This window comes from Desulfosarcina ovata subsp. ovata (assembly GCF_009689005.1).
Lineage (GTDB): Bacteria > Desulfobacterota > Desulfobacteria > Desulfobacterales > Desulfosarcinaceae > Desulfosarcina > Desulfosarcina ovata.
Genome location: NZ_AP021879.1, coordinates 782,291 through 807,948, shown reverse-complemented (window position 1 = coordinate 807,948; position 25,658 = coordinate 782,291). Strand labels below are relative to the sequence as shown.

Here is a 25,658-nt window from a genome sequence, read left to right as displayed (position 1 = left end):
AAACCGTGAGACACTGGTTTTTCAGCTACATCCAAATTTTGGACCAGAAGGCACCTACTACATATTGTGCATAGTCCATTTTCAGGAATTGTAAAGAATAGATCTGGAAAGCTGCTATTTTTCGCTCCCTCTGGATTTTCATGTACCTGCTATATCTCTGTCGCGATAACTCGACTTATAACATTATGATTATAATGACTAATATTGAATTCAAAAAATGTCACGGCGCACAAATCATATCATTTGCCGCAGCCTCCATCACCTGCATATGAGATACAGCATTTGGAAACTCATTCAAGCAGGTGCAATCCTGAACAATGGTTTCTCCTGATTCAATTGGGCATGCCTGGTTTGCGCCGCAAGATTTATAAACCACCTGGACGCTATCAACCGAATTCTGATAGTCCCAAGTATTCGCATCGGTACCCGCCTGGGTGTTGGCGGATTGTTTTCGGACCTTGCAGGCCATCTCACAGTCTGAATAGGAGGGGATTTCCGGCAGGCCGGCGCTTTGCGGCGTTGTCGCACCGGTTGCTGGATCATACTCATCATAGGAGATGAGGTTGCCTGTCTTTTCCACCGAACCGGAAACAACGTTTGCGGCATCAATTGGCTCATCCGTAGGAAATACAACACCCGTATCGCAAAGGTATTCTCGCCGGATGCTCCACCACAGATCCGGGCCGGAGGCCAACAGGAAGTTCATGCCGTCTGTCTCGTATGAGATGGCATTGCCGGTTGCCGTCGCAGCAAAGGAAAGCCCGGCATCGCTGTCCGTTACATATACCGGCGGGAAGATCGGGGACAACCCGGATGCATGGCCGTCTTTTACCGTGAGCACACAATTTTTATTTTCGTAGTCGCACAATTGTTCCCGATCCAGGACACAACCGGACAGATCCAACGCACTGCAGGTATCATGGGTTGAAAGGACCAACGTTTCGGGGGATGCAATCGATACCGCATGCAAGATACTGCAGGTTTTTTCCTGCCTGGGATTCAACCGTGCGTCATAGGCCCTGCCGAGCTGGCTGTAGGGGCTCGATGGATCGGCCTGTTGAGCCAGGACCTGTTCGGTGACGGGCAGCGCTCCGCCTTGCGGGTCGTAATATTGCTCGGGGTGTTGCGAGCCGGAAAAATAGATTTGTGCACTGCCCTGATTGATGCCGGCGTCGGATGCGCGTTGGCCGTAGTACCTGATCGATTCCGCATCGGAGGATACCTTTGTAACCACAACGTCCGGATTGCTTTTTTGGATGGTGCCGACAATGCCGCCGCCGAGGTCTTTGAGCATATTGGCCGCATTGGCCCACACCAGATCACCGCCGCAGCCGGCGTTGACACAATAGCAGCCGGCCAGATCGGCGATGCCATCGACTTCACTCAAATAGACGGATGAATCCGGGTTGGCCTGCCACCGATAAAATCGGCAGTTGTACCAGGTGCCGGGAGAGCAGGATATAATGCCGTTGGCACAAACGCCGGACGCAATAACCGGGGACGTGTAGGATGCATCCATGGCATCGTCAAAATCCGTATCCTGTCTGACGGTCAAGGTTCCGATATCGCCGGCCGGTCCCGGCTGGATCAGGACCTCGAGAAACGCATCGGATGATGTCTCTGTCAGCTGCGCTTTAAAATCCCGCGGTCCCGGGTCATCCGGGTCCGCATATGTGGATTGGAAGGTGGTCAACGAGCCGGTGTCCGATGTCATGGGAACCTGAATGCGGCTGTTGATCCGGTCGGCACCGCCGATTTCCGACAAAATGGATCGGGCTGAAGACGTTCCGGCGGAATAGCCCTCATCGTATTCGGCTGCCGATGCATAAACGGCGATCAACAAGGCCAGCATGGTGATGACGATTGGATGCATATCAAGAGTTCCTATTTGGTTTGTTCAGACGATATGAATCTCAGCGGATCATGGCCGCTCTGCCTTTCGAACTCGTACAATGCCCATTGCTCCGGAGAAGTTTTGCCCTGCATGTATCGGATGGAGCGGTACAGTCGTTTTTTCAGATCGCTCATGGAGATGACCCCCGAGGAGATGGGCAGATGATCCCGGCTCCTTTTGTTTACCAGGATAATCGATGGGGTTTGCCCGATGCCGAATTGGGCCGCAAAATTCGGATGGTCCGCCACGTCAACCGATCGCACCGGCCAACGGTACTGATTTTCAAAAAAGGAGAGGATTGAAAGCTGGGCATCGCAAAACCCGCAATCCTTCCGGCTGAACATGATCAAGCCGAACTCGTTCTGCGCCTCAAGAAAGACCTGGTCGTATTCCTTTTCCTGCATATCGGTGAGGGCAACACGTCCCGGAGCGGTGACCGGATAGACATCTTCGGTGGAAAATTGCGGATTTTTCTGTCCCACAAAATTGACCACCGATGCAAAGGCCACCGATTTCCTGCGGGCCACATCCTGAATTTTCAAATATTGCCCAACATTTTTTTCCGTCGGAAATTGAACGGCGGCCTTGGTGACCCGGCTCAAATGCTTCTGAAATTCATCCGGGTGCATGTTCCACAATCGATCATACGAATACTCGGGAATCGTCGGTCCGCGCGTTGTCTCCTCATCCGGCGGCTGCCTCTCTTCGGGAAACGCTTCGTACCAATACCAGCCGCGTTTTTGATCCCTGTAGGATAGGTCGGCCGCAACCGCACAGGCAACTGAAAGCACCATTGCGACGAACCATATGCCCATTTTGATAGTGATAACCGGCCGGATCATTCTCACCTCTTCTTGAACCATGAGCGTTTAAAACAGGGGAATGGCAATTGCCTTGACATCCGCCTTATCCAAAAATCCGATATACCTCGAATCGAAACTGTCCGGACACGAACCGATGGCAAAGAACTTTCCCTGGGGAACGATTCCGTCATACCGGAAATTCTTAACGGGCTCTCCTTTTCTGGAGTGGGTTTTGGCATGGCCGAGGTAATTGTCGCCGCAGTAGTAATATCCATGATCCGTGACTGAAAGATGTTCTCCTTCGTTGCATCCGATCTGCTTGACCACGGTGCAGGGTTTGCAATTGTCCACAATTGTCGAGTATATCGAAATGATGACATGGCGCCCGGTCGTAAGGTCCTTTATTCGGAAACGATCCTTGTAAAAAAAGAAACGGTGCGCCAGCGAACGGGTCTTCGAAAATGCTATATGCCGGGGAACGGCCATACCCACATAGGTCAACACCAAAATTCCGACCCACAGACAGATGAAAAATACGGTTACCTGCTTCGATCCCTGTGGCGGTTTCGCCTGCCCGAACAGTCTATGGCGCAATGATTGTAACATTTTTTGAAAGCACCACATCGGAAGTCAACACAACGCTGTTGGCCGGCTGCTGCCGGATCAGCCCCATCGCCTGCTCGATCTGCTGCTCCAATTGCTTGGGGGTGATTTTCCGGTTCAGATAATCTGCACGCGCCTGCCGCATGAAGCCGGCGGTATCGGCGGCGACAATCCTGACGGCAAACCAATGGTGATAAATTGCCACGGCGGCAGCGGAACTGCAGATGGAAACCATGGCGCAGACAGCTATCAACAACAATCTATTGCGCATAAAAATCCCCTCGAAGTGTCTGCACGGCCTTTTTGATCCGAGGGCTTCCGGTCTCGTCGAATATCCGTTCCAGGGAATATTCCAGGGAGGCGTCGCCATAGACCACAACGGCATCGATTTCTTGAGAAAGATTGCCTTCCAGCGCCATGCTTTGCCGGGCATCGATCATTTTAACGTTTCTGACATACGCAACTGCCGGGACCTGCTGGATGCCGAATTGGCTGAAGAGCAACGGATCGATTTGGATGTTGGCATCATACACATCGCACGGTTTGCCTTCGCTTAGGCGGCAGTTCCTTTCCCTGACCATCAGCTGTTCCAGAAAATCAAGGGTGGGGCGGACAGTTTGCATGCCGCTCACAAATCCCTTTAACACCATCACCACATTCGGATCGTCCAAAGTATCGATATTCTTCACATAGGTTCTCAGGACAGACAGCGGCATGGATGAGGAGATAAAAAGAATCAGTCTTTCTGTGGCCGGCCATCCATCCGGACAGATTTTCCCGTCGGTCGCCGCTGCCGACGGCTGGGAAGAAAACGGCCTGAAAAGCGTATTCTCGATGCGTTCTTTTTCAGCAGCGATCTTGTCTTGAAACGCCTGGGATTGAAACTTCTCAAAAGCCTTTCCGGCGGCGCTTTCCCCCTCCCGGTTGGTTTGTTCGGGCAACGCTATCTGTTCCTGGTATTGTTTCGCCCGGTCGATGGCGCTGTTCACGAGATCCACGGCGCTATCCGTTGCGACTGTCGTTTCCGGCAGACAGATGAACGCGCAAAAAACCATGCTCAGCAGTGCGTTCGACAGTTTCATGGCCTTAATATGCACAACACACCCGCTTTCTGAAGTTGACAAACAAGAAATTATCGCCGCCGGGCACAAAAGGCGGATTTTTCATGGTGCTCCACAAAAGCCCGGTCCGGCCGATGGGCATGCATCCGGAAGCCCTGACCGGCTTGGCCAATTGCAGGCGGTAGTTCCATTTTACCCAGATCGGGGTGGGGACCGCCGCGCAAATGTAGACGCCGGGATCGAGTATAAGCCCCTGTCTGGCCAGTTTGTAGATCATCCGGGCGGCCAGTGCGGCCTGGGACTGAATATAGTTGGATTGATTGATCAGGCCGGCCAGGGGATAAACCGATCCATAGGATCCGATACACCAGAACAGCGCCGGTTGCGGCAATCCCATATTGCTGCTGACACTGTCGGCCACGCATGAGAACTGGGCCACGGTATTGGCGAACAGCAAGGCTTCGGGCTGGATGAAAAACGCCAGTTCATCGTCGTTCCATAACGGATCGAACTCGGTCATATAGGCGATGTCGAACCCGCCCTTTTCCACGCAGGTCAAATCGGTGAGAAGCTCCATGATGGACCATGCGGGAAATATCATGTAGTGGGCCTGGGCAAAGGTATTGGCCGACTCCTGGTTACCGCCCTCTTCGTCGTTAGCCCCGGAGAGCAAGCCGGCAGTGCCCGTCTCACCGTAGATGCTCTGGCCGATGGATGGGAAACAGAACGGGTCCTTGACCGTCTCGATCAGCCGGGCCGGTTCCCAGAAGGAAAGGGAGATCCCGACCCTTTGGAAAACCGGCGGCGGAAAGGGGCAGACGCATATGGGCGTCGACGCCGCATCCGGCGGATCGGCCAATCCGCTGGTCATCCCCGTTCCAATGGACATCCCGGCAATCTTGATGGGGAAAATACATTCCCAGCACACATCGGAGATCGGGTTCATGAAGCTTCCGCCGCATAGTGCGTGGGCCGTGCATGGCATGGTCAAAACAATCAAAAGCAGGCCAATGCATCTATTTCTTCTTTGGTGCAATCGCAATTTCCCTCACCTCCATCTTGCCGCCCTTTTGCCGGATCACCGCAGGCACGGCCTGAAGCTGCAACCGTTTCGCGATGGCGGGCATGACAAAAAACACATGCCGGTCGATCCGGGAGCTGACATCGAGATAGATCCCGTCGGTGATGAGCAGTCTTGTGTTCGGATCGGCGGCATGGCCCGAGCTTTCCAGCCAGTCGACCTGCTCGGGATCACTGGCGTCCACCACGACGATGGTTCTGGGGTAGTCGATGTAATCCAGGGGATTGAACGTGTAGCCTGCCGGATACAGGATGCCGCCTCTGCCGTTGGGGATATCGAAATCGAGGGTGTAGGTCATATCGACCAGGAAAGTCCGGTCAACGCGTGCTCTGGCAAGCCTGGGAAGCCCCTCGGGTCTGTAGTTTCTCAATTTTCTCAGGTTCTCCGGCGACTGCAGGATGCCTTGCCAGTCGATGCCGGCAGCTTTGTTCCGGATTTCGACAAGGGCGTCCAACTCCACGACGGGGTAGGTTTTTCCCATGATGCCAAGATTCCTGATTCCGGCGGTTGCCTGGGAAGCGGCGCATGCGACGATGACTGCGGCGATTGCGATTTTGGCACGCATGCCCATGGCGACGCTTCGATAGGATAATGGTTTGGCTGCCTTCAATTGCCGATCCTGTCATAGAAATCCGTAACGCCCTGCTGCAGGTTCTCTTGGATTTCTGTCTGGGATTTGGTTTCGATATCGCCGTGCCATTCGGACAGATCGATTTGAGAAAAATCCAGCACCTGGAACTCTTCGGGGGTGAGCCCCCTGCAGTCGGGTCTGGACGCTCTTCCCCAGCCATTAAAGGTTGACAGCTGCGCCCGCCCCTGCTCCTGGACGATTCTGGCCAGCTTGCTGTTGAAACAGCAGTACGATTTGGATTCTTCCACACAAATGTCGGTAAACCCCAGGCTGATCTCTTTTGAGCAGTATTGCCCCACATAATGGCACAGGCCATCGCCTTTCAGCCGGGCAAGGGTTATTTCCTTTTCCTTGCACTGCGCCAGGCCGAACAGGTAATCCTCACTCCGGCAGCAATCGTCGAATGCGATGGTGGCACCCCAAGTCCGGCATCTTCGATCCTTGCCGGTGAAAATATAGATCTGCCCCATACAACTGTTTTCGTCGCTGACGGGGCCGTTGTCCTGAATGTCGTCTTCACCCTGGGCCGAACCCAGATTGGTGATGATATCCCATGAAATCGCGCATGACATTTCACTGCAGAACGTTTCTCCATTGAACTGCTTACACGCAAACGCGTTGCCGTACGGGCAGGTTTCTTCGATACAGGTATCGGTGTCTTGGTTGTAGGCGCCGTACGTGCACGCCGGATCGGCGCTGCAGACGTTGTTCCGGATGGTCAGGTTTCCGGGGCAATAGACCGCGCAATTAGCGTTTGAGGAACAATCGCCGCTGCATTCGGCAAGGGTATGATAGATGGCGCCGGACCCGGCGCACCGATACCGGACCGGATGCTCGCATTGGTCGGACACGGCGTTCAGCACACTTTCCCCCGGGCAGACCGCGGCGGTCACCGTTTCCGTGCACGGGATGTTGTCCAGCATGCAAAGATCGCCCTGGGGGGTTGTCACGCATTGCCCGAATTCTCCGGAATCGAGGGCGCCGTTACCGTTGTAGTCATGAAAGCATCCCAAGACGGGCAATAGTCCGTCACCAAACGCGGCGGATATCAGGACGGCCGATGCAATTCCGATGGACAGCAGAATCATGATGGGTTTGCGATTCATGGGGCAGCTTCTCGTTTTCCCTTGGATTGGAATGCCGTGGCAATGGTGCGCTCAATTGGTTTGCCTGTTTTGATAATGGCGGGCCGGTAAAGCCGGGAGCGGTTTACAGACAACGGGGAAAGGAAGGAAGGTAGGTGTTTAGGACCTCAGGAATCGGGATAATAAATGGATACACTCTGGATGGATTGAAGCAGGGAAACACCTTGTTTGCGTTTTTCGATTTCCGAGGGACTCGCCGGTGTAAATGCCGAAATTTTCAACGGCAGGTAAAAACCGGGGTTCATGCAGTCGCCGTTTCCGGATGCAATCTGAAATTTCCGTCCGATGTACCCGGCTCCGATCAGTTTGTCCGGAACGTGTTCCTCCAGGGCCTTTCGAATGGCGTACATCAAGGCTTCCATCTTCTCTTCCGTGGCCATGTGGGCGACGACCTCCATACGGCCGGCCTGCATGGCCAGATGGCAGGCGCACTGCGCCAGTAGACGCGGATAGACATAAACCATGCCGGCATGCGAGAAGGCCTCATATTTTCCCTTTTCCACCACATTGATTCTGGCGGCTACAAGCTGCAGTAGCTGCGAAAGCTCAAGCCAGGAAAGATCGACGGAAGCGTAGCGGGGTTTTTGAGAGGCCCGATCGGGTTTTGTTGGATGACTCGCTGCGGTTTTAAAGAACGACGGAGCGATGGTTGCCTCGCAGCCGTATTTTTTCAGCTCCATTTGTCTGGCTTTATGATCCGCCGTTTTCAGATGGTTCAGCAAAGCGCCGCCCGATGCGGAAGAAAAATGATGGTCCCGCACAGCTGCCAGAATTTCGTCCCGGGACGGGTAGTCGGCCGGCAACATCCCGTCGAGGACATCCCGGGAAGCCATGCAGTGGTCCTTGGCCGCATGGCCTTTCGATTTTCCGGGAATCTTGCCGATATCATGCCCCAACGAGACGATGAGAAGACGCCCCAGCTCCATCTGGAAATCCCTGCCCCCTTTTTTTCGCTGTTCAACGACCATCGAGGCCACATTGAGGCTGTGTTCGCGAAGGGACACATTTTCGTGCAGGATGGCATAGGCATTATGCCGGACGGATTGCCACCGTGACGCTTCCAGATCGGCTGGTTTGTCGGCCGGGCCGTGTTGATGGCCGCGTCCGGCGATGGAAGGGCAATGGCCTTCAGCGTCCAGCAAGGCGAGAAGGTCGACGACCGTATCAAGCGCATCGATCCGCCGGAGCAATTGTGTGTACGGCTCGACATATCCCTTGTAAAACATCCCGATGTCGGGATGCTTCCATTTCAAGCACTGGGAATCATGATCCATGGCGCACGGATGGTTGTCCGATTGGCCCGTCATGCGGGTGTCCATAAACCGATCGATGCGTATGAGTGCATCCTTCTCCTTTCTGGCAAGTTTGAAATGAAACCGGATCAACAGCAGCAATAGACCGGCCAGCCCCAGAGCCATCCATATTTTGTCCCAAAAGGAAAGAGTTGCCAAAAAGCCCATGGCCGAGTCCTAGTTGGCGGCGGTTTTGATATCCGGATAGATCACCTCCAGCACGGGCGGTTTGACGGCAACGGTTTTTCCTTTGTAGGCGCCGGAAAGGCCGAACATGAAAAAGTCCTGCAGTCCGAGGTTCATGGCGTCTTCGGTCAGCACGGCCTGCTCTTCGGTTTCCCGGATCATGATGCCGCCGCCCAGCTGCAGAATCGGGCTGAACCTTTTCACCGTGCCGGAGTACTCGGAGATATAACGGGCCGTCTGGGGGTCGTTGACCCGCATGAAGACTTTGGTGTTGGTGTTGTCCAGGATTTTCCTGGCGTGATCCCGGCCGATCTCGGCATCCAGGTCGGCAACGGATTGGGAAAAGGCGTGGATCCAGATGCCGGCGCCGCCGGCTTTGTTAAACAGGTCGGCGATGTCGAAATAGGCGATGTTGGAGAATTCATCGAGATAGAGGGACAGGAGCGGATCGACGGTTTTTCCCGATGCGAATCTGCGGCCCGCAAAACTTTGCAGCATGGATATCATCACCCGGGCCACGATATGGCTGGTCCGGCGGGTGAGCAGACTCCCCGTCTGAATGACCAGTATGACCCTTTTTCCCTCTTCAAGTCGTTTAATGAACCGGTTGGCGTTGGCCTTGCCGATGATCCGGCCGACGCTCCCCGTGGAAAGGGAGGTCAGCACCGTTCTGAGGGATGAGGATATCTTGGCAAAATAGTCGGCCGGGGATTCGAGCAGCTGTAAGAGGGCCGCCCGAACCTCATCGGCGTCGTTGCCGGTCACATCGCTGAGGCTTTCCTTGAGTTTTTCAAGCCCGGAATAGGAGCATCGCTTTTTAATCTCGTCAAAATTGATGCGGGCCGCATTGGAGCGGCCGATGCGCTGGAATATGATCAAAGAGAGCACGATGACCAGGGTGGTTTCGTAGGCCACGTTGACGAAGAACTCCTCCTTGGCCTTGATCCCGGATACCACATGGGAGACGATCTCTTCGGGCATATAGTAGTAGGCCAGCGGATCGATGCTGGCCGAGCTGTCCGGATAGACGGGGGTGATCAGGCACAGCTCCTCCTGCCGGCCGGCGGCGAATGCGGCCTGCGCAATTTTGGAAAACAGGGCGATATCGCCCTTCGGATCCACCAACATGACGCTGTACCCTTTTTCAATGTCCTGGCAGATCATGGATTCCGCCAGTTTGGTCTTTCCGATGCGCGTGGTCCCGAAGCAGAACAGATGCCCTTTGCGCTCGGCGTCCTTGAGCCAGATGTTCCGGATGCGGTTTCTGGGATCGCCCAGGACAATGCCCTTGCCGATCAGGGTGTGCGTCTTGCGTTTTCTGCCCAATGCCATACCTGCCTTTCAATGCCAGAACAGATCCGCTTTCTTCTGTCTGCTTTTTCGATAAATGGATACCAGCCATATGGAAAAAAACGGCGTCATGGTGGCGATAAAAAACACCAGGAGCGTCCGGTAGGCGGTGGGAACGAGATGGGGGTGCACATTCCAAATGATCCGATAAATGGTTGCGGCAAGCGGCTCCTTTTGGAGCGCCAGGAAGTATGCGGCCTTCCAGGCCAGCTCGGGCGTCAGGTGATTGGAGGCAAAGATCAGCGCGACGAAAATAAGGATCCCTTTGACGGCCAGGGAAAACAGCCGGCCGATCAGCAGGGAATCCACCGCGTTTTTGGACAGGATGCCGATCCGGTATTTGCTTAAAAAGCAGCACAGGCCGCCTGCGATAATGATCGGCGAACAGGTTAAAGACCACAAAAACAGCTTCGATCGTACCAGCGGGAAATAGCGCTCCACCCAATCTTTCAAGCCGTCGTCGGACATGATCGGCAGGGTGAATGCGGTCAGCAGCGCAAAGATGATCCCTTCGATGAAACCGTTTCCAAAGCCCATGTTGAAAAAGTTGAGTTTCCCCCGGATGGTGAGAAAATCGTCCGGTATGTCCTGGCCGGAGCGTTCGATCACGGCGAACTGCTGGATCTGGGATATGGCGTCGATGATGTTGCCGAAGATGGACTGGGTGCTGGACCGGCTCTGGCCTACCGGGACGATGTCGCCGCCGATCCCCGGATTTCCCGTGGTCTCTTTGTTTGCCATGATTCCGAATCCTCATTTTCCAAGGAAGGTGAGCTTTGGGGCGATAAACGGCCAATAGTTCGTGAACCAGGCAACCAGCCAGGGAACGGCTGCCGCCCCGCAGACGGTCAACAGCGCAATCAACAGGTTGCGCATGATCAGGGCATGGATCAGTCCGGCGAAGCAGATGACGGCGCTTGCGAAAAGGACCGCCGAATATTCCGGAAAATACGTCCGGATAACCGATTCATAATACAGACCGGCGATAACGCCCGTGATCAGAATAAAGGCCGCTGCGATTTTGATGATTTGCCTCCCTGCATCGACCCCTGGAACGACGGTGAACGGGGAAAGGCCTATGGCTGCTTTGCCGCGGCGAGTCTCTTTTTCACTTTCCGGATATAGGCCAATCCACGTTTGCGTTTTGCGCGACTCTTGGCATCCGCAACCCCGCAACCGGTATGGTAGCAGGCCACGGCATCCCAATCGTAGCCGTATCGGGCGATGCATTGCTTTAAAATCCAGGCGCCGACCATGGTGCAGTAGCAGGCGTCGAACAACGTCGCATAATGGGCGCCCAGGTGTTTCTTCCAGAAGCTGTTGATCTGCATGTGGCCGATATCCACCGTGCCGGAGGCGGCATTATAATTTACCGCATGAATGTCGCCGTTGCTTTCCACGTCCGAGATCGCTTTCAGCAAAAGGGGCGATATGCCATAGCGAGCGCCGGCTTTTTTAAAACAATAGCCGTGCACATTCGGGGCGAGAGCGGTCAATACGATCAGTGCGGCAGCAACCCTAAGGCCCATCTCTTCAGTCCATGCTCTGCAGAATCTTCTCAACGGCCGTCATATTGGCGCCGTTTACAAACCGGCCGTCATCGAAAATAAATACCGGCACACCGCCGATACCCGCTTTGCCGATCACATTCTTGGCGGCCTTGACCCGTTCTTCTCCCCGTTTGCATCGATGCCTTTCGTCAAAGGGCCGGCTTTTCCACTTATGTTCCGTATACTGATCCAGGGAAAAATCCCGGCATACCGCCTCGATTGATTTATGGTCCCCTTCCTGTCCGTGAACCGAATACAAAACCGCCTTCACCGAAACACCGTAGGTTTCTGCCAATGGAATGATTTTCTCGGCGGCCGTGTTGCAATGACCGCACAAGGGATCGGTGATCAAATAGATCGTCCGGCCGTTGTTTTCCGCGGGCAGATAAACAATGGCAGCGACCGCGTCGAGCCGGGGAATCAGCTTCGCAAAGTTGTCGGCTTTCAGCGCATCGATCCTTTTCCTGGTCACCTGGGTTCTGTGCTTGAGCATTTCGCCGGCGATAATGAAGTCGTTGCCCGCAAACAGCGGTACATATTCGTTGCCGATCTTCAGGACAATCTCGCACAGCGAATCCATATTCTGCTTTGATACGATCTGCCCGGCGGGTATGGGAGAATGCGTCCGCAACCAGTCAAGATCGATATTTCGGCAGGGATCGTTTTCCCGGGCAAAGCCGGTGGCGTGGATGAATGCAATCACCACGGCCACTATCATCATTCTCATTTTCATTTGATTGTCCTTTCTTTTCTAACGGATGGGTATTCAGTCAAATTCCAATGCGGTTTTCATCAGTTTTTCCGTGTCGGAGACTTGCGTGTTTACCGCATCAGAAGCCTCATGGCCGTTGTCCGCAGAATTGAGGCAGCCGGGCGTCGGTTGAATGCCAACCGGTGCCTGCCGCATGTCTTTGGCGGAAAATAGTGCGTGCATCTTTCTGCCGATTTTCGACGCCAGCCAGTTGATTATGGCCATCTGGACAACCAGTGAGCGGTGTCTTGAAGCGATGGCCCGCAACCGGCGCACGATATCCTCATTTGCAAGGGAAAGCCGGAATCGGGTCGGACGGGACGGTTTCTTTTGGCTGGATGGAAAAACGGCCGAGGTAAATCGGTTGCGGCCATTTGCCTGCTCATTGGCAAACCAGGCATCGAGGGCCAGTTCGACAAAAAGCGACCGGTGGCCGGCCGGGATCGCCCGGAGCTGTTTGGCAGTATCGTCGTCTGCAAGGGAGAATTGGAACCGCACCGGCTCAGCCATTTTTGACGCCCTTCAAATATTTGTAAAACCCTCCGGCATTGCTGTATTCCGCATCAACCGGCACCAGCAGAAAGCCCCCTGAGTATTTTCGTTTGAATGTATCGGCCACATAATAGGCGCCGCCGCCGGCAACGATGAGTTTGCGGGTGGTTTTCAATACATCGGAAAGCTTGGACTGGATCTGCCGGTGCAAAAAGTCGGCGTAATCGGAGGTCAGCCGGGCAATGGTTGCGGAAAGATCGATTGGCTTGCCATACTTTGTGGCCCGGCGCTCGACCAATACGTTTTTTATCGTCTGTTCGCCAAGTTCCAGGCCCATCCTTTTCAGCTCAATATCAAGGTCTCTACAGATCCGGCAGATCCCGGCACCCTCAAGCATATTGGACCATTCGGAGCTGGATCTTCCCTTCTGGACACAGAGAATGTCGATGGTATTGAAACCGATGTCCAGGATGAGCAGATCGCTTCCCAGCCATTTTCTGTCCGGCCTGCAATGGTCGTCGAATAGAAAATCCAGCAATATGCCCTGGCCCTGGGCCTGGATCACCAGCCGGCTGATGTCGACCCTGCAGCCCGACACTTCGAAACTGGCCAGCCGCCCGGCCAGTTCATTTTTTTTCTCTTTGTAGTAAGCCAGCGGCAACCCAAGACAGACTTCCGCGGAGGTGCAAACCGATTTTATCGGCAGATGATAATGCCGGGCCGCATGCTCGAATGCCTTGAAAATCAACAGCGGACCGAATTCCATGATGAAATCGATATCCCGTGTGGGCAGTATATTGATGCTGCCGAGGGCATCGTTTCCCAACAAGTATTTCGAATTCCCAAAAACATACTCCACCTGAGCATCGTCCAGTCCCGCAATCGCTTTGTTTTTTACCCGGGCAACTGCGGTCGGGAACTTGAATTTTTCGATATCCGCTTTTTTATTGCCGCCGATCTTTGCCGAGACGACTTTCACGTCACCGAACCCGATATCGATGCCCATTCTGACAACTGGTGTATTTATCATCATCCATCGACCCCATTGCAGCCTTGGTGCAGGTAATTCAAACCATGATCTTTTAAGGACGAGCCCTGTGGTTTGTCCGTATTCTTATAGTGGGAACAGGGTAAAGTCAGGCGGGCGTACTTAATCCATCGTGCTTCTTAAGAATGGTTTGATTGAATCGCCAGTATCTGCTGAACGGCTTTAAGATCCCTGCCAGTCCGGTAAGACAACTCTATTAATGTGTAGGTTATAATACTTTGTCACCAGACTATACCGAACATGGTTTAATGGAAATTGGGACGAAAAGATTATCGTTTTGCATGTAAAGGAGATCCGGAAACCAGGATGGCCTAGATACAGGACGCCATTCAAGAAGGTCTATTACGGAACGGTCAGATATTTCGAAGGTTATCTGATCGGGTATCTGGAAAGGAGAAAGAGGTGAGACTGCGACTCTAATTATGTGCTTATGCTTGATTTGTATGGCAATTTGCTACGTCTAAGTTTAGTTGACCCTATTTGTCTCGAATTATCTGACCCTTCTTCATTCCCACAATAATTGAATCGCATTACAATTACCTTGCTGCAGATTAATCGGTTAATCAACCCATCCAATGGGATCTTTTTTTCAACCGTTCCACCGCGTCGACGAAGCTGCAGTGGGTAACGGCGATGACCAGATCAATTGGATTGAAGTTTTTCTCACAATCAAAACACCGGGCCAGATTGGTTTTGGAGTTTGTTGCTGTGTGAAAGTGACCGCATAAAGGGCAACGAAAACGCAGTTGAGTTTCATCAGGGCGGATATCCATCCGTAACATGTCGACAATCACGGCATCGATGAGGATGCGATTTCTTAAGTTCCGCAAGAGACTTGCTGCGTAATGGTTAGGCATGGTTTCTCCTATGGCAGATTAAATTCACTCATGGTTTCGTTGACCAAGGCGTCATCGATTTTTTTCAGGCTGCGAGACGCGGCATTTATCAGGCAGGCCATGGCGACATTGTTGATTTGGCGGGGGACGCCGCCGGTGTATTCATGAATCAGGTTTTTGGCCTCGCTTTCGAAGGTTTTGGCTGTTCCGCCGGCCTGGATCATGCGGTTGTCGATATAGGCGCCGGATTGCTCTTTCGAAAGTGCATGCAAGGCAAACCGCAGGGCGATTCGCTGAACCAGATCGGCATGCGAGGCACGCTTGAGGACCTCTTTCAGATTATCCTGACCGCACAAGACAATTTTCAACGATACCTCTTCGTCGATGGAGGATATCAACAGACGCAGGTCGGTAAGGGTGTCGGGATCGATCAGATGGGCCTCGTCGACAATTAAAAGGGTGCACTTTTCGTTTTGTTTGACCCGTTCGAGGATCTGCAGCAGCAACCGGTCTTTTCCCATCCTGGGTTTTTCGCCGAGTTTGGTGACCATGAGCCGTAGAAAGGCGTTGGCCCGCAGGGGCGTGAGATGCAGGTAAAGGGGACGATATCGGTTGTGAGGCAACTCATGGATGAAGAGCCTGAGCAGTGAAGATTTGCCAAGTCCGGTCTGGCCGAGGATCAAGGCCAGGGCGCCTTGTTGTTCGAAGAATTTAAGCCGTGCCAGGGCTTGTTCGATCCGGGGATCTCGCTGCAGCCATTCGATGGGCGGTTTTTCTGCAAACGGGTGGGCATTTAAAGCAAAATGGGCTAAAAACATTATCGGTCTCCTTTGATGAGCTGTTTGAGTTCGGCGACAATATACAAAACGCTTGGCTGTCGAGCATTTTCGAAGGCCGTCTTGACCATTTGCCGGTCGATGGTGGCGCATTGATTGTAGACCTTTTTAAGCGCTTCCAGATCGCCGGAACAAAGGTCGGTCAACCCGGCTTTAAACCCTAGAAGTTGAGCTACGGTGCTGGCAAACTGGTGAAAAGGCCACCGGCGGCGTTCGACGATTTTGCGATAGTCGATACCGCCGGTTTTTTCCGCCAGTTCCTGTTTGTGCTGCTGGATTAACAAATTGGTGTAGCTGTGTTCGGGCCTTTTGCGTTGCGGATCAGGGACAGCCGGCAACCCGGTTTGGCGTTGATGCAGCAATCCGGCGCCCAGATACTGCCCGCCCAGGGAATGGATCTGGACCTTGTCCCAGGTGGAAAAAGGATCGAAGCGGACCGCTACCTTGTCTCCGCGGAGTTTGGGATCCACCCGGTAGAAGCGTTTGTTGACTTGAACGTCGGAGAAAGTACGGTTGACGGTACGGGGGACGGCTTGCATGAACGATTCGATCGCGCGGCTCATATCGACCTGACGGATAATGGTCAGCCCCTGTCGATAGCGGTCTTCAGGAGACTGTCCGGTCTCGCTGTGGATGTCTTTGTGATAACCGACAGCCAGCCAGGCGGACAGCGCGCGATTGAGCTGCTCCAGGCTGAGCAAGTCGCCGGCGCGGACCTCGGCCTCGAACTGATGTTGGGCGGTCTGAAAGAAGCGTTCGATCAGGCCACCGGGTGCCGGGTCGCGGGGCGGTCGGTGGAGCAGTCGGGTGTTCAGACGATAACAGGCAGCCTTGAGACCGTTGGCATGATACACCTTGGCATTGTCCAGATACAGTTCGAGCGATGCGCCATGGTTGGACCATGCACGAATCAGCGAATCGATGAGCACATCCAGGTTTTGCCTGAAGTAATAGCGTGCCTCGACAACAAAGCGGCTGTGGCAGTCGATGAAGGCGGACAGGCAGGTGGGCACGACATCGTTTTTCTCGATGACGTAGGGCCCTTCCTCGAAGTCGCCGACCCACAGATCGTTGGTGTGCTCCCGGGTCCATCGTTTGCGGACCTTCATCTTGGAAACGCCCAGTTTGATCCGGGTGGCGCCGGCGGCTTTCAGGTGACGGTAAAGCGTAGCGCGGGGCACACTTGTCGCATATGTGCTTTGCAAAAAGCGGTTGATGGCCTTGTGACTGCGGTAGGGCTGCTCTTTTTTTAGTTCGATGGCCGTTGCGATGATCTCGGGACCGACACCACGGGGTTTTCCCCGATCGCTGCGCTTTTGTCGTTCAAGACCGTCGAATCCGTCTTTCCGGTAACGGTTCAGCTTGCGCCGCAACGTGGACAACGATGGCTTCTTGATGTGCCCGTCAGGAAAACGGATCGGTTCTTGAGCCAGCGTTTTGAGAAACCGGTTCGTCGCTTGCTCGTCGATCTCCCCGAAGATCAGCGGCTTCAGGAGATCGCACCAGAAGATGGCCCATTTTTCTTGTTCTTTGTCCATTGCATCACCCCCTTCGATGGTTCCTGGAGGTGACTCTACCTCAGGTGAACGCGCAGCGTATTGCCAGGTTGGTGAAAACCGACAGCTTGAAGGTGGCATTGAAAAAAGCCTCGACAACGATCAACCGCAGGCAGCCGAGCAGTTGCTTTTTGCGGAACAGACTTTTGAATTTGCCGGCCGCAATCTTCAATTGGGCCAAATCGCGGTATACCCTTGTGGCCGGGTCTTCCTGGCCGATCAGGTTCAATGCCGACTGCGTAGTGTGGACCATTTTTGACAGCGTCGTCACCCACCGGTGCACTGTTGATGGTGCAAGGCTTTTTTCTCCGCCGGGATATCCCGCGACACTGAACTGCTCCATATCCATGACCGCCTGTTGATAGGTGATGGTATCGGATGCAAAATAGTTCCCGGTAAATCCCATGATCGATTGACGGGTATAGTGTTTATGCGGAAGGGCAAAATCTGGATAAAAGGATACCGTTTTCCCGCAGGCCGGGCAGCGAAAACGCACCAGAGGTGCATATTCGGGTTGTACGGTCATGTCGACGACGATCAGGAAACGGCGTTCCCGATAGGCGTGGAGCTTAAAGTAGCAGGCGGCAAGACCGCATTGTGTACAGTCGGGCAAACGATGGGGTTTGATTTGGTTCTTTTCGACGAGCTCCAGATATGCTGTAATGTCCTCACGTGTCGCTGTTGGCGGCATAGGGGTATCCTTTTTTGGCGTTTGGGGGTTGTGGTGACCTTCCCATTTACCAAAGGGGATACCCCATTTCAATTGGCGGGGTAGTCTGGACTATCGTCCTGGATCATAAAACCGAACTGAACTGGCGGGGTATCAAGACCTTGCGGGATAGCTGTGGGGCGGGGTTGCGGGGTCGCTCATTCTTAGACTCTTTACTCCAATTATTCAGAGAGTTAGCAGCAATTCGTTGGTATTGTAGCTGGTGCTCATCATGAACCTGACAGTTTATAGAATCAACCCTTAATGCCCGGATTCAGCACCTGGTTACGCCACTCAAATATTATAAAGTTCGAGAGCTAAAAATATATTGAACATTGCGGTGAATCAAAAATCGGACAAGGCAAAAAAATGAAAAGCAGACTGAAAAATCTTTACAAATACTTGATTGAAAACAGGATACACGAAGTTAAAGAATGGCATGATGCTTATCGTGAGTTTTACGATCAGGTAGGGCAGATCCGTGAACGAATCAAATCCGGTGAAGGCTTGTCCCAAGCTGATGAGGAATTCTTGAGGCAGCTCCTCTATGATAAGAGCAATGGGATTGCTTCCCGTGGCCAATCTGTTCTGAGTTACGATAACTTCCAATCATTCATCAAAAGCGAAGAATTCATATCCTCTCTTGAACAGTTCATACTTACTCCCAAGAGGGAGACTTTCAAAAAGTTTGACGATGCATGGGCTGCCCAAGGCAAATCCAACAATCCCGTTCTTGTCAATCGTGTAGCTGCGGCCTGCACTCTTGAAGTTTCCACGACAGTCGATTCCGGGAAATTCAATCAGGTCTTCAGCTGGTTAACCCGAGAAGGGATCATCACGTCATACCCCGAAAAAGAGGAACAGGACTGGTTCTCAAAGAACCTGTTCTTATTGGAAATCATCAAAAATGAATTCGGTGATGAGCTTAAGGACAAGAAAACAGATGAATTCTACCTGAGCCAGTTTGTCTGGCTGCTGTATGAAAACCTGTTCAATCCATTCAGCCTGAAGAAGCAGATCGTTAAATACGGAGCTCCCGGAACCGGGAAAACTTATCAAGCCCGACAACAGACATCTCTCTTGTTTGATATCTGGAAAGAGGAATTTGCTCCGAAAAGCAGCTTCACCCATGGAAGCCAGATTGAACTGGTACAATTTCATCCGTCTTACAGCTATGAAGATTTCATTGAGGGCTTACGCCCCGTTTTAGATAAAAAGGGAGCTGCCCAGCTGACGCTGCAGAACGGTGTTTTTAAGAAGTTTTGTAGAAATGCCGGGAAATGGGAAGTTGATGTTTCTGGTCTTGGACTCGACAAGAAATGGGGGGCACTCACGATAAAGGATCTTCATCCGCACAAGGAAAGATTAGAAGGCGAACACTGGCAATATATTTTAGACATTACTGATATGTCCAAGCTGGTATCGGATGCTGTGCCACCATTCTTCTTCATTATCGATGAAATAAACAGAGCTGAACTGTCTCGGGTTTTCGGTGAACTCATGTATTGCCTGGAATATCGTGGCGTCGAAGGTAGTGTCAAAACCCAGTATGCCAATCTGAACGACGAGCAGACTGGTATGTTTAAAACCGCTCAAGGTTATCAATTTTTCATTCCGTCAAATATCTATCTGATCGGGACTATGAACACCATCGACCGAAGTGTGGAAAGTTTCGATTTTGCGCTGCGCCGTAGATTCCGCTGGGAAGAAGTGACACCAGATATGGGGCTCCTGAGATACCATCTGAATTCGTTCTGTAAAATATGGGCTCCTCTTGCGGACAATCTCGAACGTCTGAACAACCAGATAGCCGATGAACCCTTGCTGGGACATGATTATCAGATCGGGCATGCTTATTTGATGAATCTGAAATATTCGACCAACCTCACTGTTACGGAAGTAAGAGAACGTGTCTGGGATGACTGCATCCTGCCTTTGTTGCAGGAATACCTACGAGGTACCGGTAAAGAGGCTGAGCTGATCGGTTCCTTCGGTAAGGCATTCGGGGTTTAGGCCGTGTGGCTGTTCGACATCATAAAAGATGGGACTCTGGTCGATAACCAGTCTTATTTTGTCAATGAAGGCGTATTGACCAATAGACGTTTGAGTGAACCGGTCAATCTCAGCTCGAAATCAAAAGGCCAGTGGACATATCCTTATAATGATGAATCCGCCATATGGCATTTCCTGAACTCGGTTTCTCGTGATGTAGAAAAAATACTTAAAGATAATATCGCCGATGCTCTCATCCTTTTCAATGATGAAGATTACGAACACAATACTGATGGTGGGTTCATAGATTTAGCCGGTACTGATGCCAGAAATCTCACCCTCAACACCGGAAACCTGATCGGGTTTGTTAAACGTGGTGATTATTCCCTGAAGATCAGTTCGAGGTTCGGAAATGCCTTCCTTCAGTACATCATAGCAGATGCCGATGGATTCCTTGAACTGGAAGATATTGGCGGCGAGAGTCATACCGATGGCTATGAATGGCTTCTTGCATATCTCTGGAATATCAAATTCAAACGAGCTTATCGGCTAGGGTTGCCCAAGACCTACATAACAAAGAATGATCGAATTTCTCGTGTTCGTGGGACGATTGACGCAATCGCCTACTTCCGGAATACAACGTCTGGGAAATATTTATGCTCCTACCGTGAACACAGCTACGACAGTCCTGCGACATCGCTTTTCATCAATGCTTATGAGACGGTTGAGCGCTATTCTTTCTGCCAACGGACAAGGACTGTCTACAATGCGTTTCTAACAGCGAATCATGGTGTTAAAAGGTCACGCCAGGAAATACTGAAAACCCCATATTTTACCAATCCGTTCTACAACGATTATAATGTCCTGATAGATCTATCGAAGCATGTCATCAGGCAACAAGGTTCTGATTTCGATTCCAAGCATGAATCCAGCGCATTCTTTTTCGATATCTCGATGCTTTTTGAATATTTCATCCGTAAGCTTATAAAAAGGAACGGAGTACGTCTGCTCAGTAAGTTTGAGCAGCGCTATGAAATACCTGCCGGAGCTCTCGGGAGCTACATGCGTAAGCTGGAACCAGACCTTGTTTTTGAGAGCGATGGTGGTCTTTACGTCTTTGATGTGAAGTATAAAGCCTTTGATCCTCGGTTCGGGGTTAAACGTGAAGATCTTTTTCAACTGCATACCTACATAGGCCAGTATGCCAACGGGGCTTTGATAAAAGGGTGTGGCTTTATTTACCCGATATCAGAGGAAAGGTGGAGCTCACTCAATCTTGATAGATCAAAAGGGTTGATATCGGATGCAATCCGACAGCAAGGTAATGATATCCCTTTCCATGTCCTTTTTCTGAAAATCCCTGACAATGCATCACCTGATTTTAACCGGCTTATGAAAGAACAGTGTCGTAACTTCATGGCTACCATTCAATCAAAGATTCTGGCCAAGGAGATGGTAGCTGAATGGGTGTAGGTAACCTTTATAAGACATGAATTGATTCCGAAAACCGTATCGAGCTATCAATAGGACAATCCGGGGGACCATGACCTGATGTTCGATGACATAATATGAAGGTGGGTGCGAATTGCGAATAGATTTTGTTGAAATCAGGAATTTTCGGAGACTGGCTAAGATCAGGATTGATCTTTCAGATAAGACGACACTTTTTGTCGGCGCAAATAACAGCGGGAAGACCACTGCCATTACAGTACTGCGGTATTTCCTGACACATCAGAAAGCCTTTTCCGCCTATGATATCCCTCTCGACCTGTGGCTCCGCATTGAAGAGTTGGGCCGTGCATTCGAGGAGGACCAGGAAGGTGAACTGCCATACAGCTGGCATGATCTCCTGCCATCACTCGATGTCTGGCTCACTGTCTCGGAGGATGAAATCCATCATGTCGCACATCTGATCCCGACCTTGGACTGGACTCCTGATCAAGGGGTAGGTGTCCGGCTGCAACTGGAACCGAAAGACCCAGACGAGCTGCTTCAGTCATACCTCATCACAAAGACAGCGGTGTGCGACACACTGAGTGCGAAAACAGACAGTACTGACGATGGAAAATCCGGCAAGGCTGAGACGGATGATAAGGATAAGAGCGATAAGACCTGCAATGGATTCTCGCTATGGCCGGAAAATCTGATGGATTATCTCAAGAAACGCATAGCTGGCTCACTCACTGTGAATGCGTACCTGCTTGATCCGAGCAAGAAGACCGGACCTAAGAATGGTGTAGCACAGCCACAGAAATTGCCGGATACAGCGGAGCCTCTTGATGACAATCCATTCAAGGGCCTGATCAGGATCGATGAGGTCCCGGCTCATAGGGGCTTGAGCGATTATTCTGGTGGCGGGGATGAGGAACTACAGGAGCAAGGGGATAGAGGGCGGAAACAGCTGCTGACCAGCCAGCTGAGGACATACTATGGCAAGCACCTTGATCCTTTGAAAGCACCGGAACCCTCCGACATAAAGGCTCTTGAAGCGATGCATGAGGCGCAGACAGCTTTCGATGAACGACTGAAGGCCTGCTTCAAAGACCCTTTCTTCGAACTGGAAGGGCTTGGATATCCAGGAGTCGCAAACCCTCGCTTGACGATCTCAACAAATATCAAGCCTGTGGAAGGGCTGAACCATCAATCTGCTGTGCAATATGATCTGACACCAGACCAGGATACAGCGAAGTATCGGCTTCCAGAACAATGCAATGGATTAGGATACCAGAACCTCATCTCGATGGTATTCAGGCTGATCAGCTATCGTGATGGTTGGATGAAGGTCGGGAAGGCTGCACGGGAAGAGGAGGACGGTACCCATCAGGCATCTCCGCCGCCATTGCACTTGGTCCTTATGGAGGAGCCCGAAGCTCATCTGCATGTGCAGGTCCAGCAGGTATTTATCAGGAAGGCCTATGAGGTATTACGCAATCATAAGGCATTGAAGGATAATACCGTCCTGTCAACCCAGCTGGTTGTAAGCACGCATTCCAGTCACATCGCACATGAGGTCGATTTTGCGAATATGCGATATTTCAGGAGGCATCCAGCACGCAAATCGGGACAGACGCCCTGCTCGACTGTTGTCAATCTTTCAGAGGTATTCGGGGAACCGGACGATACGGCAAGGTTCGTCTCCCGCTATCTACAGGCCACACATGCCGACCTTTTCTTCGCAGATGGGGCGATAATAGTGGAGGGAGCTGCGGAAAGGATGCTCATCCCTCATTTCATCCGGAACCATTATCCGGCCCTGCACAGCTGTTACATAACCCTGCTTGAGGTCGGCGGAAGTCATGCACATCGGCTCAAGCCATTCATTGAACACCTGGGACTGAACACCCTCATCATCACTGACATCGATGCTGTTGAAAAGGAGACCCGTTCGAAAGCTACACCGAAAATAGGTAGCGACCTGATTACATCAAACAACGTGCTGAAGAGCTGGCATCCCAAGAGAGAGGGATTTGATGGCCTGGTGGCGCTAACTGAAGACGGCAAAGAGCTTTCCTATGATGATTTCTTCTCTATACGGGTCGCTTATCAGACACCACTGAAGGTCAAGATTGGCGGCAAAAACGTTGACGCCTGCCCATCGACTTTTGAGGATGCGTTGGTTTTCGAGAATATTGACCATTTCAGAAAGGCTACCGGGGGCGGTCTTATAAAGAAATTCAAGAAAGCTATAGAGGACAACGATGATATCGACAGCTTGCAGGAAAGCCTGCTGGCGGCACTCTCAAAAGGCAGCAAAGCTCAATTCGCTCTGGATATGCTTTTTTCACAAGACCCGGCCTCGATCAATGTGCCGACTTATATACATGACGGCCTCAAATGGATAGAAGAGCGGTTGTTGAAGCGGCAGCAGGAGGTCGCATTGCCGAAGAAAGAACAGGCAGATGAAGCAGCAGGTGAATGAAGATGTCGAAGAAAGATGATCTGTTTGACAGCAAGGCCGATGAAGTGATCGCCAAGTGTGTAACTGATGTACCACCGACAAGCTTCTTTCTGTTCGCAGGGGCGGGGTCTGGAAAGACACGGTCACTTGTGGAATGTCTGGAAGTGATCAGAGATAAATCAGGTCCGAAGTTCAGCCTGAATGGCCGGAGGGTCGGGGTCATAACATTCACGAACAAAGCATGTGATGAGATAAGGAGCCGACTGAAATATGACGAGCTCTTCGAAGTATCGACGATACATAGCTTTGCGTGGTCACTAATCAAAAGCCTGAACCATGATATAAAAGGCTGGCTGGAAGAGAACCTGAAAAAAGAGATCGCTGAGTTAGAGGAGAAGGAACGGAAAGGCAGGGCCGGCACACAAGCCTCGAAAGACAGAATCAATGCGATTACATCAAAGAGAGAGCGTATTGCCAATCTCGGCCAGGTCAGGAAGTTCATATACAATCCTGATGGAGATAATCCAGAGCGTAATGCCCTGAACCATGCGGAAGTCATCAAGATAACAGCAAGCTTCCTTACAGAAAGACCTCTGATGCAGAGCCTGCTCGTCAACCGGTTCCCCATCCTGCTAATCGACGAGAGCCAGGATACGAGCAGGGAGCTTATCGAGGCGTTCTTCCTTGTACAGTCAAAGCTCAAGGACCGCTTCGTTCTTGGTATCATCGGGGACATGATGCAGAGGATATACACGGCAGGAAAGATGGATCTCGGTACGAACCTGCCGGAAGATTGGGAAACACCTGCCAAGAGGATGAACCACAGGTCTTGTCATCGGATAATAAAATTAGTCAACCGGATAAGGAAGCCTGTCGATGGGCAGGAGCAGAGGCCTCGGTCTGACAAAGGGGAAGGATATGTACGGTTCTTCATCCTTCCGGCTGATATAGAGGATAAACCTGCGCAGGAGCATGAGTGTTGCAGACTGATGGCAGAGGTGGAAGGTGATGATGGATGGCTCGATCCTGGTACAAATGTCAAGACACTGACCCTTGAACATCGGATGGCGGCAAGACGGCTCGGTTTCCTTGATATGTGGGATGCGCTGAAGGATGTAAATCGTCTTAAGACAGGGCTAAGGGATGGAAGCCTGCCCGGTCTGAGGTTCTTCTCCCATCTCATCCTGCCATTGATAAAGGCCAATGAGAAGAAGGACAGTTTTGCGCTCACCTCGATCGTCCGGAAGAATTCGCCGCTGCTTGAAAAGGACACACTCATATCATGCAAGTCAGGGCAGAAATGCCAGGTGGAAAGCGCAAAGGCAGCGGTTGATTCCCTGGTCGAACTCTGGAAAGATGGGAAATCCCCTACTTTCATGCAGGTCCTTGATTCAGTGTACCAGACCGGATTGTTCAGGATACCCGGAGTGCTCATTCCATTCGCAAAACCTGCTGAAGAAGGCGCAGAGGAATCACAGGAAGAAGATAAGCGAGACAACCTTGTCGCATGGCGGAAATTCCTTGAGACACAGTTCGACCAGATCGAAAGGTACAGCCAATATGTCCAGGGGGAGGCCCGGTATGATACCCATCAAGGCGTCAAGGGGCTGGAATTCCCTCGTGTCTGCGTCGTGATGGATGATTCAGAGTCTGGCGGATTCACGTTTTCATACGAACAACTGTTCGGTGCCAAACAGAGCAAGACAAAACCGAAGCCAGGCAAGGAAACATCAATCGACCGGACAAGACGTCTGTTCTATGTCACATGCAGCCGTGCTGAAGAGAGCCTTGCACTTGTAGCATATACCGAAGATCCTGAAGCTGTGAAAAAGCATGTGCTCGATGAGGGATGGTTCAAAGAGCATGAGGTTGTGGTGATCTCACGTAATGCGGCATAATTATCAATCTGGTCCAAATGGCTGACCGGATATACCAAATATAAAT

General features: G+C 51.9%; 23 protein-coding genes. 4 read left to right on the top strand and 19 right to left on the bottom strand.

Features of this window, described 5'->3' with window-relative positions:
* Positions 1-220 precede the first annotated feature (220 nt).
* From GN112_RS03575 to GN112_RS03485, 19 genes are all read right to left on the bottom strand, one after another.
* The gene (locus GN112_RS03575) at positions 221-1,873 is read right to left on the bottom strand and encodes a hypothetical protein (RefSeq protein WP_155308979.1); all 1,653 of its coding nucleotides are present in this window, start codon (positions 1,871-1,873) and stop codon (positions 221-223) included.
* Between the two features lie 11 nt (positions 1,874-1,884).
* Positions 1,885-2,736 (bottom strand): conjugal transfer protein TraF, encoded by an 852-nt coding sequence (locus tag GN112_RS03570; RefSeq protein WP_162458766.1) that lies wholly within the window; start codon positions 2,734-2,736, stop codon positions 1,885-1,887.
* Positions 2,737-2,763: 27 nt separating this feature from the next.
* A complete protein-coding gene (locus GN112_RS03565; protein ID WP_231716920.1) occupies positions 2,764-3,303 on the bottom strand; it encodes a S26 family signal peptidase in 540 nt (179 codons plus the stop codon).
* The gene (locus tag GN112_RS03560) at positions 3,281-3,571 is read right to left on the bottom strand and encodes a hypothetical protein (protein ID WP_155308976.1); all 291 of its coding nucleotides are present in this window, start codon (positions 3,569-3,571) and stop codon (positions 3,281-3,283) included. Before GN112_RS03560 ends, GN112_RS03565 begins: the two co-directional genes overlap by 23 nt.
* On the bottom strand, positions 3,561-4,382 hold the full coding sequence (locus GN112_RS03555) for a type-F conjugative transfer system pilin assembly protein TrbC (protein WP_155308975.1): 822 nt from the start codon (positions 4,380-4,382) through the stop codon (positions 3,561-3,563). Before GN112_RS03555 ends, GN112_RS03560 begins: the two co-directional genes overlap by 11 nt.
* A 4-nt stretch (positions 4,383-4,386) precedes the next feature.
* Complete coding sequence (locus GN112_RS03550) at positions 4,387-5,307, bottom strand: TraU family protein (protein ID WP_162458764.1); 921 nt, start codon at positions 5,305-5,307, stop codon at positions 4,387-4,389.
* Between the two features lie 70 nt (positions 5,308-5,377).
* Complete coding sequence (locus tag GN112_RS03545; RefSeq protein WP_197743246.1) at positions 5,378-6,052, bottom strand: hypothetical protein; 675 nt, start codon at positions 6,050-6,052, stop codon at positions 5,378-5,380.
* The gene (traN, locus tag GN112_RS03540; RefSeq protein WP_155308973.1) at positions 6,049-7,179 is read right to left on the bottom strand and encodes a conjugal transfer protein TraN; all 1,131 of its coding nucleotides are present in this window, start codon (positions 7,177-7,179) and stop codon (positions 6,049-6,051) included. Before traN ends, GN112_RS03545 begins: the two co-directional genes overlap by 4 nt.
* A gap of 146 nt (positions 7,180-7,325) precedes the next feature.
* A complete protein-coding gene (locus tag GN112_RS03535) occupies positions 7,326-8,678 on the bottom strand; it encodes an HD domain-containing protein (RefSeq protein ID WP_155308972.1) in 1,353 nt (450 codons plus the stop codon).
* 9 nt (positions 8,679-8,687) lie between these two features.
* Entirely contained in the window at positions 8,688-10,028 is a 1,341-nt protein-coding gene (locus tag GN112_RS03530; RefSeq protein WP_155308971.1) for a type IV secretory system conjugative DNA transfer family protein, read from the bottom strand.
* 9 nt (positions 10,029-10,037) lie between these two features.
* Complete coding sequence (locus GN112_RS03525; RefSeq protein ID WP_155308970.1) at positions 10,038-10,787, bottom strand: hypothetical protein; 750 nt, start codon at positions 10,785-10,787, stop codon at positions 10,038-10,040.
* 335 nt (positions 10,788-11,122) lie between these two features.
* On the bottom strand, positions 11,123-11,575 hold the full coding sequence (locus GN112_RS03520; RefSeq protein WP_155308969.1) for a lytic transglycosylase domain-containing protein: 453 nt from the start codon (positions 11,573-11,575) through the stop codon (positions 11,123-11,125).
* Positions 11,576-11,579: 4 nt separating this feature from the next.
* Complete coding sequence (locus GN112_RS03515; protein ID WP_155308968.1) at positions 11,580-12,329, bottom strand: thioredoxin domain-containing protein; 750 nt, start codon at positions 12,327-12,329, stop codon at positions 11,580-11,582.
* A 33-nt stretch (positions 12,330-12,362) separates the two neighbouring features.
* Positions 12,363-12,857 carry a hypothetical protein gene (locus tag GN112_RS03510; RefSeq protein WP_155308967.1) on the bottom strand — a complete coding sequence of 165 codons (495 nt, stop codon included), beginning with the start codon at positions 12,855-12,857 and terminating at the stop codon, positions 12,363-12,365.
* Positions 12,850-13,872 (bottom strand): ParM/StbA family protein, encoded by a 1,023-nt coding sequence (locus GN112_RS03505; protein ID WP_155308966.1) that lies wholly within the window; start codon positions 13,870-13,872, stop codon positions 12,850-12,852. Before GN112_RS03505 ends, GN112_RS03510 begins: the two co-directional genes overlap by 8 nt.
* 578 nt (positions 13,873-14,450) lie before the next feature.
* Positions 14,451-14,744, bottom strand: coding sequence for a CHC2 zinc finger domain-containing protein (locus GN112_RS03500; RefSeq protein ID WP_155308965.1), 294 nt, complete (start codon positions 14,742-14,744; stop codon positions 14,451-14,453).
* A gap of 8 nt (positions 14,745-14,752) precedes the next feature.
* Entirely contained in the window at positions 14,753-15,541 is a 789-nt protein-coding gene (locus tag GN112_RS03495) for an ExeA family protein (protein WP_162458763.1), read from the bottom strand.
* Positions 15,541-17,097, bottom strand: a complete 1,557-nt coding sequence (locus tag GN112_RS03490; protein ID WP_162458762.1) for a Mu transposase C-terminal domain-containing protein — start codon at positions 17,095-17,097, stop codon at positions 15,541-15,543. Before GN112_RS03490 ends, GN112_RS03495 begins: the two co-directional genes overlap by 1 nt.
* 40 nt (positions 17,098-17,137) lie before the next feature.
* Complete coding sequence (locus tag GN112_RS03485; RefSeq protein WP_155308962.1) at positions 17,138-17,806, bottom strand: DUF6431 domain-containing protein; 669 nt, start codon at positions 17,804-17,806, stop codon at positions 17,138-17,140.
* A 387-nt stretch (positions 17,807-18,193) separates the two neighbouring features.
* On the opposite strand from GN112_RS03485, the gene GN112_RS03480 reads away from it, so the two are divergent.
* The 4 genes from GN112_RS03480 (at position 18,194) to GN112_RS03465 (ending at position 25,612) form a co-directional block, all read left to right on the top strand.
* Complete coding sequence (locus tag GN112_RS03480) at positions 18,194-19,837, top strand: McrB family protein (protein ID WP_155308961.1); 1,644 nt, start codon at positions 18,194-18,196, stop codon at positions 19,835-19,837.
* Positions 19,838-19,840: 3 nt separating this feature from the next.
* Positions 19,841-21,289: a 5-methylcytosine restriction system specificity protein McrC gene (locus tag GN112_RS03475; protein ID WP_155308960.1), complete on the top strand. Its 1,449-nt coding sequence runs from the start codon at positions 19,841-19,843 to the stop codon at positions 21,287-21,289.
* Between the two features lie 112 nt (positions 21,290-21,401).
* Positions 21,402-23,735: an AAA family ATPase gene (locus GN112_RS03470; protein WP_155308959.1), complete on the top strand. Its 2,334-nt coding sequence runs from the start codon at positions 21,402-21,404 to the stop codon at positions 23,733-23,735.
* 2 nt (positions 23,736-23,737) lie between these two features.
* Positions 23,738-25,612 carry a UvrD-helicase domain-containing protein gene (locus GN112_RS03465; RefSeq protein ID WP_155308958.1) on the top strand — a complete coding sequence of 625 codons (1,875 nt, stop codon included), beginning with the start codon at positions 23,738-23,740 and terminating at the stop codon, positions 25,610-25,612.
* The last annotated feature ends 46 nt before the right edge of the window (positions 25,613-25,658 follow it).

Bases quoted from the DNA above. Each gene is read 5' to 3' on its own strand.
- GN112_RS03575 (WP_155308979.1), bottom strand. From the start codon at position 1,873: ATGCATCCAATCGTCATCACCATGCTGGCCTTGTTGATCGCCGTTTAT.
- GN112_RS03570 (WP_162458766.1), bottom strand. From the start codon at position 2,736: ATGATCCGGCCGGTTATCACTATCAAAATGGGCATATGGTTCGTCGCA.
- GN112_RS03565 (WP_231716920.1), bottom strand. From the start codon at position 3,303: ATGTTACAATCATTGCGCCATAGACTGTTCGGGCAGGCGAAACCGCCA.
- GN112_RS03560 (WP_155308976.1), bottom strand. From the start codon at position 3,571: ATGCGCAATAGATTGTTGTTGATAGCTGTCTGCGCCATGGTTTCCATC.
- GN112_RS03555 (WP_155308975.1), bottom strand. From the start codon at position 4,382: ATGAAACTGTCGAACGCACTGCTGAGCATGGTTTTTTGCGCGTTCATC.
- GN112_RS03550 (WP_162458764.1), bottom strand. From the start codon at position 5,307: ATGAACCCGATCTCCGATGTGTGCTGGGAATGTATTTTCCCCATCAAG.
- traN (WP_155308973.1), bottom strand. From the start codon at position 7,179: ATGAATCGCAAACCCATCATGATTCTGCTGTCCATCGGAATTGCATCG.
- GN112_RS03535 (WP_155308972.1), bottom strand. From the start codon at position 8,678: ATGGGCTTTTTGGCAACTCTTTCCTTTTGGGACAAAATATGGATGGCT.
- GN112_RS03530 (WP_155308971.1), bottom strand. From the start codon at position 10,028: ATGGCATTGGGCAGAAAACGCAAGACGCACACCCTGATCGGCAAGGGC.
- GN112_RS03525 (WP_155308970.1), bottom strand. From the start codon at position 10,787: ATGGCAAACAAAGAGACCACGGGAAATCCGGGGATCGGCGGCGACATC.
- GN112_RS03520 (WP_155308969.1), bottom strand. From the start codon at position 11,575: ATGGGCCTTAGGGTTGCTGCCGCACTGATCGTATTGACCGCTCTCGCC.
- GN112_RS03515 (WP_155308968.1), bottom strand. From the start codon at position 12,329: ATGAAAATGAGAATGATGATAGTGGCCGTGGTGATTGCATTCATCCAC.
- GN112_RS03510 (WP_155308967.1), bottom strand. From the start codon at position 12,857: ATGGCTGAGCCGGTGCGGTTCCAATTCTCCCTTGCAGACGACGATACT.
- GN112_RS03505 (WP_155308966.1), bottom strand. From the start codon at position 13,872: ATGATGATAAATACACCAGTTGTCAGAATGGGCATCGATATCGGGTTC.
- GN112_RS03500 (WP_155308965.1), bottom strand. From the start codon at position 14,744: ATGCCTAACCATTACGCAGCAAGTCTCTTGCGGAACTTAAGAAATCGC.
- GN112_RS03495 (WP_162458763.1), bottom strand. From the start codon at position 15,541: ATGTTTTTAGCCCATTTTGCTTTAAATGCCCACCCGTTTGCAGAAAAA.
- GN112_RS03490 (WP_162458762.1), bottom strand. From the start codon at position 17,097: ATGGACAAAGAACAAGAAAAATGGGCCATCTTCTGGTGCGATCTCCTG.
- GN112_RS03485 (WP_155308962.1), bottom strand. From the start codon at position 17,806: ATGCCGCCAACAGCGACACGTGAGGACATTACAGCATATCTGGAGCTC.
- GN112_RS03480 (WP_155308961.1), top strand. From the start codon at position 18,194: ATGAAAAGCAGACTGAAAAATCTTTACAAATACTTGATTGAAAACAGG.
- GN112_RS03465 (WP_155308958.1), top strand. From the start codon at position 23,738: ATGTCGAAGAAAGATGATCTGTTTGACAGCAAGGCCGATGAAGTGATC.